This window comes from Veillonella parvula (genome assembly GCF_032550495.1).
GTDB lineage: Bacteria > Bacillota > Negativicutes > Veillonellales > Veillonellaceae > Veillonella > Veillonella parvula_G.
In genome coordinates this window covers 181361-195674 of record NZ_JAWFZJ010000001.1, presented here as the reverse complement: position 1 = coordinate 195674, position 14314 = coordinate 181361, and the positions used below count along the sequence as shown (strand labels likewise).

General features: G+C 38.3%; 15 protein-coding genes and 1 other annotated feature. Of the genes, 2 read left to right on the top strand and 13 right to left on the bottom strand.

The window, feature by feature from the left end; translation table 11 throughout:
• Positions 1–75 precede the first annotated feature (75 nt).
• Positions 76–312 carry a hypothetical protein gene (locus E6X37_RS00960; protein WP_038125447.1) on the top strand — a complete coding sequence of 79 codons (237 nt, stop codon included), beginning with the start codon at positions 76–78 and terminating at the stop codon, positions 310–312.
• Positions 313–434: 122 nt separating this feature from the next.
• Here E6X37_RS00960 and E6X37_RS00955 read toward each other — a convergent pair whose 3' ends face one another.
• The 5 genes from E6X37_RS00955 to infC form a co-directional block, all read right to left on the bottom strand.
• Positions 435–1076, bottom strand: coding sequence for a PdaC/SigV domain-containing protein (locus tag E6X37_RS00955; protein ID WP_227037082.1), 642 nt, complete (start codon positions 1074–1076; stop codon positions 435–437).
• A 268-nt stretch (positions 1077–1344) separates the two neighbouring features.
• Entirely contained in the window at positions 1345–1899 is a 555-nt protein-coding gene (locus E6X37_RS00950; RefSeq protein ID WP_316073566.1) for a hypothetical protein, read from the bottom strand.
• A gap of 143 nt (positions 1900–2042) precedes the next feature.
• Entirely contained in the window at positions 2043–2393 is a 351-nt protein-coding gene (rplT, locus tag E6X37_RS00945) for a 50S ribosomal protein L20 (protein WP_004696335.1), read from the bottom strand.
• 46 nt (positions 2394–2439) lie between these two features.
• On the bottom strand, positions 2440–2637 hold the full coding sequence (gene rpmI / locus E6X37_RS00940; protein WP_004696338.1) for a 50S ribosomal protein L35: 198 nt from the start codon (positions 2635–2637) through the stop codon (positions 2440–2442).
• 20 nt (positions 2638–2657) lie between these two features.
• Entirely contained in the window at positions 2658–3176 is a 519-nt protein-coding gene (gene infC, locus E6X37_RS00935) for a translation initiation factor IF-3 (protein ID WP_008601314.1), read from the bottom strand.
• Between the two features lie 450 nt (positions 3177–3626).
• Between infC and E6X37_RS00930 the strand changes: the two genes are divergently transcribed.
• Positions 3627–5120, top strand: a complete 1494-nt coding sequence (locus E6X37_RS00930; protein ID WP_316689372.1) for a DASS family sodium-coupled anion symporter — start codon at positions 3627–3629, stop codon at positions 5118–5120.
• Between the two features lie 164 nt (positions 5121–5284).
• Here E6X37_RS00930 and E6X37_RS00925 read toward each other — a convergent pair whose 3' ends face one another.
• From E6X37_RS00925 to E6X37_RS00890, 8 genes are all read right to left on the bottom strand, one after another.
• Positions 5285–6490 carry an MFS transporter gene (locus E6X37_RS00925; RefSeq protein ID WP_315307279.1) on the bottom strand — a complete coding sequence of 402 codons (1206 nt, stop codon included), beginning with the start codon at positions 6488–6490 and terminating at the stop codon, positions 5285–5287.
• 158 nt (positions 6491–6648) lie between these two features.
• Positions 6649–8559 carry a threonine--tRNA ligase gene (gene thrS, locus E6X37_RS00920; RefSeq protein WP_316689370.1) on the bottom strand — a complete coding sequence of 637 codons (1911 nt, stop codon included), beginning with the start codon at positions 8557–8559 and terminating at the stop codon, positions 6649–6651.
• 139 nt (positions 8560–8698) lie between these two features.
• Positions 8699–8931 (bottom strand) — a binding site (T-box leader).
• 143 nt (positions 8932–9074) lie between these two features.
• Positions 9075–10064 (bottom strand): hypothetical protein, encoded by a 990-nt coding sequence (locus tag E6X37_RS00915; RefSeq protein WP_077708549.1) that lies wholly within the window; start codon positions 10062–10064, stop codon positions 9075–9077.
• 95 nt (positions 10065–10159) lie between these two features.
• A complete protein-coding gene (locus E6X37_RS00910; RefSeq protein WP_287511131.1) occupies positions 10160–10441 on the bottom strand; it encodes a DUF4911 domain-containing protein in 282 nt (93 codons plus the stop codon).
• A gap of 3 nt (positions 10442–10444) precedes the next feature.
• A complete protein-coding gene (locus E6X37_RS00905) occupies positions 10445–11689 on the bottom strand; it encodes a peptidase U32 family protein (RefSeq protein WP_287511129.1) in 1245 nt (414 codons plus the stop codon).
• Positions 11689–12297 (bottom strand): O-methyltransferase, encoded by a 609-nt coding sequence (locus E6X37_RS00900; RefSeq protein WP_287511128.1) that lies wholly within the window; start codon positions 12295–12297, stop codon positions 11689–11691. Before E6X37_RS00900 ends, E6X37_RS00905 begins: the two co-directional genes overlap by 1 nt.
• Positions 12298–12320: 23 nt before the next feature.
• A complete protein-coding gene (mltG, locus tag E6X37_RS00895) occupies positions 12321–13754 on the bottom strand; it encodes an endolytic transglycosylase MltG (RefSeq protein ID WP_316055518.1) in 1434 nt (477 codons plus the stop codon).
• Positions 13755–13997: 243 nt separating this feature from the next.
• Positions 13998–14294 (bottom strand): DUF1292 domain-containing protein, encoded by a 297-nt coding sequence (locus E6X37_RS00890; protein WP_008601328.1) that lies wholly within the window; start codon positions 14292–14294, stop codon positions 13998–14000.
• Positions 14295–14314: the final 20 nt, after the last annotated feature.

Below are 14314 nucleotides of genomic sequence, written 5' to 3'. Positions count from 1 at the left end.
TATATATATAGAATATCATATTTTATTTGACTCATAGTAGTATAATATAAATATAGGAACAAGGAGGTAATTACTATGAAATTTACAAAACGTATACTCATCATGACTGCTTTAGCCGTAACCGCTGTTGTATCTACTGGATTTGCTTACGATTATGTATGCAATAACTCTCAGTACAATTGCAACACTAACACACAATACAACTCCGATAACAATACGAACAATACTAACTATGCACCAGGCACCAATAACAACCAAAATTATTGCGGTCCAAACTCTAATACTAGAGGATGCGGCGGATTTAGAAGATAATATGGTAAATACGATAAAGGCCTATAGTACTAAAAATGTACTATAGGCTTTTGTCGTATATTACAAGAATACTATTTAATTCATCAAAATACAGTTAGGATCAATATAGCAACATACTTTTATCAGGAGTTCATTCTGTTAAAGTATTCAATGGCTTTTGGTGTAAAACCAATATAGGTATTACCAGCTGCGTACGGTCCTAGTTCATATGGTTGGTAAACTAGATCAATGTTCCCCTTACCACGTAAGCAATAGTTATCGGTTACATATTTTACACTCCATCCACTTGGAATATAGCTCTTTGTATGATTACCTGTATAATAACTTAATACATGGGATCGTAAGCCGTTATCCAATTGTGCTGCATTCGCAATTTTTATATAGTTATATAATGGAATGCGTTGACCTGTTACTTTATTATATACAAGACCTCTTGTATTATACATACCATGAGCAGCTCCGGCGTAGTAATAATAGGTAGTTAGTAGGATTGAAACAACTTGACTATCCTCATAGGTAACCTTATAGTTTTGAGAAACTTGATAAATATGTTGGTTGTAATACATATCCTTTGCTTCGAGTACATAATTTGCAATATCTGTATTAATAACTCTTTGAGCATAAGCATGATCTGTATAAACTAAAGGATACTTTAAATCTAAATTTACATCTGATTGACTGCCTGTAACAACAGTTGCATACGTTGGTACAGTTAACATAACACCTAACATAGAGGTCATACATAGCTTTTTAAAGATTCCCATAATAATGTCTCCTTTTACAAGCACCTTAAATAGGTTTATTACTATGTTAGTTCTACAAGCTATAATAAAACTCCTCTTTTATATTTTACTTTTTTGATAGTTTATTTCACTTTATAAAACAGCTAAAACGATTTAGTATTTTACACTAAAATATAAATGTAGCTATATCATACTTTCACCATACAAAAAAGGACCCTCCAAAGAGAGTCCTTAATCTGTATTATTATGCTATTAAGCGTTTTTAGCTACTTCCATAAACTCATTTATCTTATTTCTTATGAAGAGCCATATTTTCAAAAGCTGTACCATAAGCTTCTTTAAAGATATAGTTACCTACAACATATTTAGGATCACGCAAAGCTACATCAACATATTGTTGTGGAATATTACCGAAATTCCCCAAAGCCACACCTTCATAATTAAAATCTTCCACACTATTTATCGTTAATTTCATACCAGAGCTAGCTTGTTTAGCATATATGAGGAGTGAATAGTCTTGTGCATACTGTGGAGTACGTAATACGCTGGCTACAGAATGGTTTATATTATAACGATAAGTAACTAAAACCTTGTGAATATATGAGTTAGTTCTACGACTATTATTATTTTCAACCTCATATACAACTGCCTGTGCTTTATAAATAAACTGGTTCTCTTCTATTCTTTTAATAGAACTCTTGTCTACAAAATACGTAATGGCATTTTTCCCTGTAAGAATAGGAATATTATTCTTATCATTTTTAATAGCTTCCATCGATATAGCTTGAATTTGTAATGGTATTACTATACATACTAACAATAACATAGAAAATAACTTTTTCATTAATTTAAATCCTCTCTTTTAATATTATCACACACATTATATGTATAGAATATCATATTATAAAAGTATTGATAATCTATTACTTTCACCACATAAAAAAGGACCCTCCAAAGAGAGTCCTCAATATATATATGGTTATGCTATTAAGCGTTTTTAGCTACTTCAACAAGTTTAGCGAATGCTGCTGCATCGTTAACTGCCAAGTCAGCCAACATTTTACGGTTAACTTCAACGCCTGCTTTAGCTAAACCAGCGATGAAACGACTGTAAGTTGTACCGTTGATGCGAGCCGCTGCGTTGATACGAGCGATCCACAATTGACGGAATTCGCGTTTTTTCGCACGACGGTCACGACGAGCGTAGTACAACGCTTTCATTACTGTTTCGTTAGCTTTTTTGAACAAACGGGAACGTGTACCACGGTAACCTTTAGCTAATTTTAAAATCTTTTTATGACGTGCATGAGCTGTAACGCCCTTTTTCACTCTTGCCATTGTATATTCCTCCTAAATTACGATGTATCGATCTAATAGTTAACGATTAAGCGTATGGTAAGCATTTAGCTACGCGTTTGTGGTCAGCTTTTGCAACCAATGTAGCTTTACGTAAATTACGTTTACGAGCTGGAGATTTCTTCTCAAGAATGTGGCTTTTGAAAGCTTTCGCACGCTTGAATTCACCAGTACCAGTTACTGCGAAACGTTTAGCCGCTGCGCGACGAGTTTTAATTTTTGGCATAATATAATCCTCCCAATACCTTATTTACTTACTAAAATCATGGTCATGTTACGACCTTCTAACTTAGCTGCTTTTTCAATAGACGCCGTTTCTTTGAGTTCATCAGCAAAACGTGTCAATACCGCCATGCCGAGTTCAGGGTGTGAAAGCTCACGACCGCGGAACATAATGGTTACTTTTACTTTGTTACCTTCAGCCAAGAATTTGGATGCATTTTTCATTTTTACGTAAAAGTCATGGTCTTCAATATGTGGACGTAATTTGACTTCTTTCAAAGTTACGATTTTTTGTTTTTTCTTCGCTTCTTTCTCGCGTTTTTGTTGTTCATAACGATATTTACCGTAGTTCATAATGCGAGCTACTGGTGGTTTAGCGTTAGGTGCAATTTCCACAAGATCAAGATGCTGTTCTTCAGCCAATGCCAAAGCCTCACGGCCAGACATAATACCGATTTGTTCGTTTTCAGGACCTACGACACGAAGTTCACGAGCACGAATCTCTTCATTAATGCGTGGTGTATCCTTGCTAATAGCGTTCACCTCCAAGAGAATAAAAAAAAACGGACGGCAAACACCATCCGAATAGAATTCTCTATATTAACCTCATACTTCTTGGTATTAGGTGAGTGGCGGATGGCCTCTGCTTCATAAATTACTTAATTATAATAACAAATTAGATAGTGAAAGTCAACAACAATCTTAGGTTGCTCTCAGCAATTTATTATTACAACTCTTACAGTATAACAGAGATTATAAGTTCTGTATATAGGTATACTTACTGACACCTATCCCCCTTTATGTATACAATATTTCTATAATATAATTATTAATTCTATAGAAAAAATACGATACAATAATATATATAATATATTCTACCTAACTAGGTATTATCTAACTAAACATTATCTAACTAAACATTATCTAACTAAACATTATCTAACTAGGTATTATACAGTAATAGGTATTACACAAAGTGAAAGGGGTTTTATTATGAGTGTAACAACTAGTTCGCCTTCTCAAAAGGAGCGTACAACAGTTCAAAATATAGGTCTTATTCTTGCCTTTATTGTTTTAGGCAGCATTTTATTATTACCAACACCAGAGCCATTATCTACCGGTGGTCATCGCATGATTGGTGTCCTCGCCTTTGCTATCATCTTGTGGATGACATCGGCTGTATCCTATCCGGTAAGTGCGACCATGATTACGGCGCTCACGGCCTTATTACTAGGCTTCTCTCCAAATCCAGAAGCGCCAGCGAAAGCTATGGGCACAGCCAATGCCTTAAAACTGATTATTTCAGGTTATTCTTCTCCTGCGATGATTCTCGTCGGTGCCGCTATGTTTATTTCTGTAGCCATGCGTAAAACAGGTCTCGATCGTCGCATTGCCATGCTCGTGTTATCTAGTGTAGGCACAAAGGTAAGCCGTATCTATTTAGGTGTTATTATTACAGGTCTTATTCTAGCCTTCTTTGTACCGAGTGCAACGGCTCGTATCGCTTGTCTTGCTCCAATTATTATCGGTATCGTTGAAAACTTAGGTATTGAACGTAAAAGTCGTGTAGCAGCCCTACTCATGGTAGGTGCCGTACAAGCAGATACATTTTGGAATATTATGATTCAAACAGCTGCCGCTCAAAACCTCGTAGCTGTTGGGTTTATGCAAACACAGATGAATACATCTGTAAGTTGGATTGATTGGCTCACAGCAGCTGCACCGTTCTCCATAATTATGGCTATCATTACCTACTTTGTAACGCAAGCTTTTATTAAACCTGAGTTTAAAGAACTCGTTGGCGGTGATGTACAACTCGCTAAAATGCGTAAAGAAATCGGTCCAATGACATTTGATGAAAAGAAACTATTATGCATCTCTATCGGTTTATTAGCATTGTGGGCAACGGGAGGTAAATTACATACCATCGATACTACAACAACTACAATTATAGCAATTGCCTTATTCTTCTTCCCTAAAATTGGCATTATGGACTGGAAATTTGCACAGCCAAACATCGACTGGGGTTCCATCGTTATGTTTGGTGCTGGTATCGGTCTTGGCTCTGTATTGCTTAAAACAAAAGCAGCTACTTGGCTTGCTCAAGTATTCGTCAATGCCTTCTCCCTTGAAAGCGCTAGCGTGTTCATCTTAATTGCCGTAATGGCTGCATTCCTTATTATGATTCACCTAGGCTTTGCATCGGCCACTGCCCTCTCCTCTGCCATGATTCCTATTGTAATTTCTATTGTAGTAGGACATAACGCAGAAGGACTTAATCCACTTGGCGTAACAATGCTCATGCAATATGCAATCTGCTTCGGTTTAGTATTACCAGTAAACTCACCACAAGGCATGGTAGCTTATGGTACAGATACATTCGACGTAAAAACATTTATGACTACAGGTATTCCATTAACAATTATTGGATATGTAATAATGCTCGTATTTGCACTTACATACTGGCACTGGATCGGAATTGCTTAAGTCTAAATATTCTAAATAGACCAAATATTCTAGATAATTCTAATATTTTAAATTAAACATACTATAAAAGGCTCTGTCTTATGACAGAGCCTCTTGATTTTTATATGCGTTTCAATATAAAACGTCTATGTTCTTTTCAATGTAAAGCTTTCAAAATTATTTATTTATTCTAATTCCTTACCTTTTAGTTCAGGAATTAAGAATACTGTTGCTAAAATATCGATTACATAGATAATCGCGAGGAAAGCGATTGCCACTTGGTAGGAGTACAGTGAGATGATCATGCCTACTACCATTGGGCTAAAGCCACCTACAGCACGACCAATGTTAAATAATACATTTTGAGCTGTTGCACGAGCACTTGTTGGATATGCTTCCGCCATCAAGGCACCATAGCCACCCATCATACCATTTACGGAGGCCCCTAAAATAGCACCGGCAAATAGCATAGCTGTTGGATCAGATAGTTGAGAGTAAATCAAGATAGATACCACAGCACATACTTGGAACAAAATAAATGTCGGTTTACGACCAATTTTATCAGCCAATCGTCCGAATAACCAAATGCCGACCATCATACCACATACAGTTACGGCAGTCCACAAACCCGATTTTGTAAGAGAAAACCCTAATTGCTTACTCAAGAAGTTAGGCAACCAAATCATAATACCGTAGTAACCAAAGTTTTGAACAGATGTTAAAATAGCAACACCTATAGATGTCTTTGTAGTTCTTACATCTTTTACTAATAACTTGAATGAGTTCGTATGGGAATGTTCCTTAATTTCTTTACTTTGAACAAAGATTTCTGGTTCATGTAATTTCGCACGAAAGAACCAGGCTACAAAGGCAGGAATAATGCCAACCATGAACATACCACGCCAGCCAATATAAGGGAGTAATACGGGCGTTAACAGTGCTGCGGCCAATACGCCTAACTGCCAACCGATGGCAACATAGCTCGTCGCTTTTGCACGGTGTTGTGCAGGCCATGCTTCAGCTGCTAAGGCCATACCAATACCGAATTCACCGCCTAAGCCGATACCGGCAATTGTACGATATATGAGAAGATCCCAATACCCTTGTGCAAAAGCACATAGACCAGTGAATACAGCGAATAATACAATAGTCCATGTCAACACACGAACACGGCCAAACTTATCTGACAAGGTACCAAAGATAAAACCACCAATTACAGCACCTACCAAGGTCCACGTCACAAGGGAACCTGCTTGACCTGTGGTCAAACCTAAGTCCCCTGAAATTAAGCTCAACATAAAGCCGAGAATCAAGAGATCAAACCCATCCATGGCATAGCCAATAGAGGACCCAATAACAGCTTTCCAACCGTATGAATTTACTTCTTTCATAGTCATTTCCTTTCGCTACTCACAGGTAACAATTAAAGCGAATATAATACAAAATCCCCCTCTTATAATCTCATCACTATTAAATTATACAGACTAATTTAAATTGTGCAAGATGTGAGGGGGATTTATAACATTATAATTACTAGGAGAGTAAATAATTAGTTGCGTTCTTTAATTTCAGTTTTAATAGAATTGAAGAATTCTTCGAATGGTACGGAGCCCAATTCGTCACCACCGTGTTTACGAACATTAACTGTGCCTTCTTCGACCTCTTTATCACCCACAACAAGCATGTATGGAACCTTTGCCATTTGTGCTTGGCGGATTTTATAACCGATTTTTTCGCTGCGATCGTCTACTTCCACACGTACATAGTCACGGTGCATTTGTTTTGCCAAGTCCTTAGCATATTCAACGTGTTTTTCAGAGATAGGCAAGATTTTAACTTGTACAGGAGCCATCCATGTTGGGAATGCACCTGCATAGTGTTCAGTTAAGATACCGATAAAACGTTCCATGGAGCCGAAGCATGCACGGTGAATCATAATAGGGCGATGTTTTTGACCATCTTCACCAACATATTCAATTTGGAAACGTTCTGGCAAGTTCATATCCAATTGAATAGTACCACATTGCCATGTACGGCCCAAGGAGTCTTCGATATGGTAGTCAAGTTTAGGACCGTAGAATGCGCCGTCGCCAGGGTTGATTACGTATGGAATGCCTTTCGCTTCAATAGCATTACGCAATGCTTCTGTCGCTGCTTCCCAAATGGCGTCATCACCCATTGCATTATCAGGTTTAGTGGACAATTCTACATGATATTTCAAGCCGAATTGACTATAGATACGGTCAAATAATTCGATAACTTTCATCAACTCAGATTGCATTTGAGATGGCAACATGAATACGTGAGCATCGTCTTGTGTGAAAGCACGTACTCGGAACAAGCCGTGTAATGCACCAGATAATTCATGACGGTGAACTAGACCAAGTTCAGCGTAACGCAATGGGAAGTCACGGTAAGAGTGCATTTCGTTTTGGTAAACCAAGATACCGCCTGGGCAGTTCATAGGTTTAATTGCATATTCTTCTTCGTCGATGATTGTAGTGTACATATTTTCACGGTAATGGAACCAGTGACCAGATGTTTCCCACAATTGTTTGTTCAAGATGATTGGTGTACGGATTTCTTCGTATTCAAATTCATGGTGAACTTCGCGCCAGAAGTTTTCTAATTCGTTGCGAAGAGCCATGCCTTTTGGCAAGAAGAATGGGAAACCAGGACCTTCTTCTTTGATAACAAACAAGCCAAGTTCTTTACCAAGCTTACGGTGGTCGCGTTTAGCTGCTTCTTCAAGCAAGTGAAGGTATGCATCAAGTTCTTCTTTTTTCTCGAATGCTGTACCGTAAATACGTTGCAACATTTTGTTCTTTTCATCGCCGCGCCAGTATGCACCTGCAATGCTTTGTAATTTGAAAGCTTTTACCTTACCAGTGGATGCCACGTGAGGACCTGCACAAAGATCGATGAAGTCGCCTTGCGCATAGCAAGAGATTACAGCATCTTCAGGAAGATCTTGAATCAATTCTACCTTGTAATCTTCATTTTTAACTTTAAAGAATTCGATAGCTTCTTGACGAGGCATAACGGATTTAGTAATCGGTAAATTTTCTTTTACAATACGGCTCATTTCCTTTTCGATTTTACCCAAATCTTCAGGAGTCAAAGTATGTTCCATATCGATATCATAGTAGAAACCTTTGTCGATAGCTGGTCCAATAGCCAATTTAGCTTCAGGCCATAAACGTTTGACAGCTTGAGCCAAGATATGAGAAGCTGTGTGGCGCAATGTATGTTTACCACCATCTTCTTCGAATGTTAAGAATGCTACTTCAGAACCATCTACAAGTTCTTCGCGAAGGTCTGTTAATTCGCCATTTACGTTTGCAGCTAGTACTTTTTTAGCCAAGCTGTTAGATAGTTGTTTTACTGCTTCCCCAAGAGTAGTGCCAACAGCGTATTCCTTCGCACTACCATCAGGTAAAATGATTTTTACATCTGCCATTTTTCTTTCCTCCAATTTATAAAGTAGGATAGCATCGATTTTCACTGTCCCCAAAATGCTCACATACCACCAATACATATGTAGTGAGTAAATATCTTGAAGAAATTGAGTAATAAAAAAAGACCCTCTATCCCTACAAACAAGGGACGAAGATCATTCGCGGTTCCACCCTAGTTAACTACCTATACGAATATATGTGTATAGTTAATTCACTTCATTAAGCCCGATAACGGTGGCGGCCGTACTTGCCTACTTAGGTTCGACAAATCAGTTTAAAGGGGGTAACTCTAATATATGTGTAAGGCATTTCCAGCATCTGCCTCTCTCTGGTACACAGGGATAAAAGAATCATGTCCTTTGCATCACTTTTACTAGATTATAGTATCATAGAGAATTAAAAAATTCAATACAGTTTAACTGGAAATTTTATAAATTCTATACATTAAAAATAACGGCCCGAATGTATCGAGCCGTTTTGTAAGATCTATTAACCTTTGAAAATTTTGCTAGCTCTATTAACGTTTGAAGTTTGTAGACAACATAGCGCCAATTACTTTTTCCAATTTGCTAGTGGAAAGGTCTGGACCTTTGTAAAGTGTTAAGAGCACGTCATTAGAATTATCTTGTTTAGATACCATCATAACACCGCTACCGCGAGCACCGTTATCATCGTAATCTTTCGCTACGATAACAAGGTTCAAATAATGGTCCTTCATGTATGTGTACACCTTACTTGTACGCGCAGAGGAACCGATCATTTTTGCCATGTTCATACCACGGTTGAATACGATTGCATTTGCATTATGAGGATTTGCCGCTAATTGTTGCTTCTCTTCTTCATTTAGAGGCATGAGGTTTACCATGAGGGAATCACCCATCTTGCCGCGGAACATGGCTGGCATCGTTTCGCGTACATCATCAGGAATACCTGTGTCAGCAGTCAATTTCAATTCCTTAGGAACGGTCATGTATAAAACGCCCTTGCTATTGCGTCCCACCTCTGTTGTACTGAGGTCTACAGCACTAAGCATAATGGAATCTTTAATGGTCGCCACTTGATTAGCCAACGGTTTTTCAGGAACGCCACGGCTCGCCAATTGTACATCGCCAGATTTAGTTTTCTTCAATGTTTCCACATTCCAACTTGCACCTTTTTTGTCTGCATCGCTAGCTTCTGTGAAAGCATTCGCCCCATCCTTTGTACCTACATATACATAGGTTTGAGCTGGGATGATGGTATCTGGTGCACCAGATTTATTGAATGCCGCACCATATACTACATTAGGAATCACAGTAGAGCCAATTTGTAAATTGTTGTTAGTTTGGCTTTCCACATCAAAATTGATATTCCCTGTGAAAGTCATATCAGGACCATGGTTGATAACAACCACATCCCCTGCTTGAGGAATGATTACAGGGCCTACAGGACCCGCCATAGCTACACCTGCCATAGATACTCCAAGGCAAGCTGTTAATAATGTGCGTTTCAAAATAGATTGTTTCATAGATATACTCTCATTTCTCTACAATTCGTATACATTTAATATAATTGTAAATCTAGTATAGTCACAAAATTCCCTCATACAATTTACAATCAAAATTATACTTTATCTTCTATAGTGACATAGTCGGATAAACTACTTAATACTTCAAGCGCCAAAGGCCTTGTAGATGGTGTGCAGCGCAACATGCACCGCCCACTCGTATCTACAGAGGTCATAACACCTAAATATTCATAGCCTTCAATGATGCGATTAATGAAATTCGTATGCTTAGAATCAATGTGAAAGTACACATACGCTTCTTCTCCAGAGGTGGTTAAGTCAGGTACATCTGGAAATGCGCCGATAGATTTACTCGGCTCTAAGGCTGTACCACTCATAAACTATTCAGCCTCTTTAGGTTTGCACTCACGGCGCATCATGGAGTACGGTTCAAGTGGGGTATCCATATAGATGCGAACTTTCATTTGTGCGTGAGGTGCTACATCGATAGGATTGCCATCTTCATCTGTCATTTTTTCGATAACAGTTTCAACGAGTTCCCCTTTCGGTTGGCAGAATTCTACCTTATCGCCCACCTTGAAGTTATTACGTTGTTCAAGATCAACGTATTTTTCTTCTTCGTTGTAGCCCATAACTAAACCGATGAAGTCATGGCTCTGCGTATTCGTAGATTTACCATAGTTTTGAGCCGTTTCATCAGGACGACCTTCTGCAAAGCCATCTGTATAAGGACGATGGGAAATCTTCTCTAATTCTGCAATCCATTCTGGACGAACATACCAATCTTTACCTTCTTTAAGGTATGTATCAATCGCTGTACGATATACTTTTGCCACTGTGGCACAATAGTGAACTGATTTCATACGCCCTTCAATTTTAAGGCTATCAATACCAGCTTCATAAAGATCTGGAATGCGGTGAATCAAGCACAAGTCTTTAGAGTTAAAGATATACGTACCATGTTCATCTTCTTCGATAGGATAATATTCACCAGGTCGATTAGATTCAACAAGAGAATATTTCCAGCGACAGGATTGAGAGCATTGACCACGGTTAGCATCGCGATTACCGGTCATATAGTTAGACAATAAGCAGCGACCGGAGTAAGAGATACACATAGAACCATGTACAAAGGACTCAATTTCAATATCTACATGGTCCTTCATTTCTTTAAGGTCTGCTAAGGATACTTCGCGAGCCGCTACAACACGTGTGGCACCAAGTTCTTTCCACATCTGAACTGTATGCCAATTCGTAGTAGAAGCTTGTGTACTTACGTGAAGCTCTAAACCCGGAGCTACGCGCTTAGCAAGGCTGAAAATTCCCATATCTGCAACGATGATAGCATCAATACCGATACTTTCAAGGAATTTCAAATAGTCTTCTAAACCTTCAAAGTCCTCGTTGTGAGGAATGATATTACATGTAACATGAATCTTTTTGCCATGCGCATGTACAAATTCTACAGCTTCCTTTAATTCCTCATCGGAGAAATTAGAGTTACCTGCGCGCAAGCCAAAACGTTTACCTGCGCAATATACGGCATCCGCACCATAGCGAATAGCCATTTTAAGCTTGTCCATATTACCTGCAGGACAAAGCAATTCCATAAAATGTTCTGCCATTATTTGTTGTGCCCTTTCCACACACTCACACTCATACCATCACCCATGGGATAAATGGTGGTGTTAAACAATTCTTTATTTTCAACATATGTTAAGTATTCTTGTAACCGTTTTACGATAGTTTTGAACCGTTTTGGCGGTTCCTTATCGCCCCTTACATAGCCTCTAAAGAGTACATTATCTGCAAGAATGACGCCCCCTTCTTTCACATGTGGCAGAATAAGTTCAAGTTGTTTTAAATATTGCCCCTTTGGTCCATCTAAAAACACTAGATCGTATTCGCCTGTGAGTTCCGTTAAGACTTGAGACGCATCGCCTTTCAGCAATGTAATTTTATCGGTATAATCGGATTGGTTAATATAGTATTTTGCCATTTCATAGCGCACATCATCCAATTCAATGGAGGTAATATGCCCTTCCTCTTCATCGAGTAATGGTGCCATCAACAAAGCGGAGTAACCAATGGCTGTGCCCACCTCTAACACAGAGGTGGGCCGGTATAAACCTATTAATTCTTCAAATAGATGAACCTCAGATTCTCGTAAAATCGGCACATCATTAATCATCGCGTAAATACGCTGTTCATTTAAAATATCATTTAATGTCATGAAAGTAGATTAAATCTCCTACATTATCTATTGTTAGTACCACTAGGAACTACCAACGTAGAGCGTTCAGCCGGATTTGCAGATTCTACCTGAATTTGTGGTGCTTGTTGTGCATTAGGAATAACGTTCTGCATCGATTCAGGTACAGGTGTCGTCGTTGGTACATACGTATTGGTATTTGTATTATTTCCATAGGATGGAGCAGTTGGCGTAACTTGCGTCGATGATTGATTTTGTGTTGAACCTGGTACAGGATCTGGGACCTCAGCCGCTGGAACTGTAGTTGGTGTGTATTTATAACTAGGTTCTACATCAACATATTGAGAATCTGCTTCCACTGCTTCTGCAGAACTATAATTATAATTAGGCTCTGTAGTCGCTACTGCTACGTCATAGTTAGGACCAGCTTGTGCAGCTACTTCAGTATTAGCAGAAGAATTTTTTACTGTGTCAGCGCCATAAATTTTATTAACCTCTGCTAAATGTTCTTCGTATGATTTAGAGAAGTGATTATGCCCCTCTTTATCTGCTACGAAGTATAAATAATCTGTATTTTCAGAGTGTAATACTGCATCTAAAGCTTTTTTACCAGGGTTTGCAATTGGTCCTGGTGGTAAACCTTTAGATACATATGTATTATATGGGCTTTGCAATTGTGTATCACCAATCGTTACATTTTCCTTTGCATAACCAAGTACATAGGAAATAGTCGCATCAGATTGCAATGGAATACCATGAGCTAGACGCTTTTTGAATACCCCTGCAATGGTTGGACGGTCTGCATCAAATAACGACTCTCGTTCAACGATAGACGCCAAAGTTACAAAGTCATGAATACTCATATGTTGAGCTTGAATTTGTTTCTTCACAGCTGGTGTGAGATAACGATTCATTTCATCAGCCATCATTTGAATAACATCACGAGGTGTAGCCCCTACGGGGATTTCATACGTACTTGGGAACAAGAAGCCTTCTACAGGATATGTAGCAGGTTTTGTGCCTTTCATGTATGGGTATGGTACATAAGTTTTAGCTTCAGCCAAGAAGTCCTTCGCCTTCATGATTTGATTCTTTTCAAGAACGATAGCGATATCCCCAACTGTATAGCCTTCAGGAATTGTAACACGAATAGATTCTACATGACCTTCTTGTAACAAAGAAATGAGTTCGTGCACAGTTACCTTATTAGGTATTTGATAATGGCCAGTTTGAAGCTTATCATTGGTACCACTCAAGTATAACCAAAGCTTAAAGCCTTGAGTTGAGCGAATAAGCCCCCTTTCAAAAAGCATATCTGCAATTTCAGTACCAGTTTGACCTTTTTCTATAACGACTACTTGTGTTCCATCATCTTGAGCAAAGGTATTCGGTACAAAGTACAATGCACCAAGGCCTCCACCAATAATTAATATACCTACAATAACTAGGATCAAAATATATCTTAAGGCTTTTCTCACGTTGTTGAGTTCCTTTCTGTAACATAACAGTATATCAATTCATTATACCATAAACTCTATATTTCCCCTATATAAAAGGGCAATGATTACGCTTATTACATTTTATGCAATATATTAATTTTGTGAATTTGTTATGCCTTTAGCATAAATGAAGTCTAGTCTTTGTCCAACAATGATAATGTATAACAAAATAAAAATAGCGCATTGTCCACTGACAATACGCTAAATTTATGCTAAAAACGATTATTCGTCTTCATCCATGTCTTCATACAATTTTACTAGAGTTTCAAAGTTTTCATCTTCTTCATCCAAAGGTACGTATTCTTCTACGCCTTCTTCGTTTGTTTCGATGCGAGCCAAGATCATGTATGTGTCATCTTGACCTTCATGATCAGCATCTTCATCTTGTACATGCACAAGAACGGCATACTCTTGACCTTCATGACTCAAGATAACATCTTCTGTGAAGTATTGTTTATTACCATGTTCGTCTTCGAATTCCAAATAATACACTTCACCTTCAAAATTTTGGTCAACCATTGGAAACCCTCCTTAAAGAA

Coding starts and splice junctions, on each gene's coding strand:
- E6X37_RS00910 (WP_287511131.1), bottom strand. CDS start 10,441: ATGAGTGGTACAGCCTTAGAGCCGAGTAAATCTATCGGCGCATTTCCA.
- E6X37_RS00890 (WP_008601328.1), bottom strand. CDS start 14,294: ATGGTTGACCAAAATTTTGAAGGTGAAGTGTATTATTTGGAATTCGAA.
- E6X37_RS00955 (WP_227037082.1), bottom strand. CDS start 1,076: ATGGGAATCTTTAAAAAGCTATGTATGACCTCTATGTTAGGTGTTATG.
- E6X37_RS00930 (WP_316689372.1), top strand. CDS start 3,627: ATGAGTGTAACAACTAGTTCGCCTTCTCAAAAGGAGCGTACAACAGTT.
- E6X37_RS00900 (WP_287511128.1), bottom strand. CDS start 12,297: ATGACATTAAATGATATTTTAAATGAACAGCGTATTTACGCGATGATT.
- thrS (WP_316689370.1), bottom strand. CDS start 8,559: ATGGCAGATGTAAAAATCATTTTACCTGATGGTAGTGCGAAGGAATAC.
- E6X37_RS00915 (WP_077708549.1), bottom strand. CDS start 10,064: ATGAAACAATCTATTTTGAAACGCACATTATTAACAGCTTGCCTTGGA.
- E6X37_RS00905 (WP_287511129.1), bottom strand. CDS start 11,689: ATGGCAGAACATTTTATGGAATTGCTTTGTCCTGCAGGTAATATGGAC.
- E6X37_RS00960 (WP_038125447.1), top strand. CDS start 76: ATGAAATTTACAAAACGTATACTCATCATGACTGCTTTAGCCGTAACC.
- rplT (WP_004696335.1), bottom strand. CDS start 2,393: ATGGCAAGAGTGAAAAAGGGCGTTACAGCTCATGCACGTCATAAAAAG.
- E6X37_RS00925 (WP_315307279.1), bottom strand. CDS start 6,490: ATGAAAGAAGTAAATTCATACGGTTGGAAAGCTGTTATTGGGTCCTCT.
- E6X37_RS00950 (WP_316073566.1), bottom strand. CDS start 1,899: ATGAAAAAGTTATTTTCTATGTTATTGTTAGTATGTATAGTAATACCA.
- rpmI (WP_004696338.1), bottom strand. CDS start 2,637: ATGCCAAAAATTAAAACTCGTCGCGCAGCGGCTAAACGTTTCGCAGTA.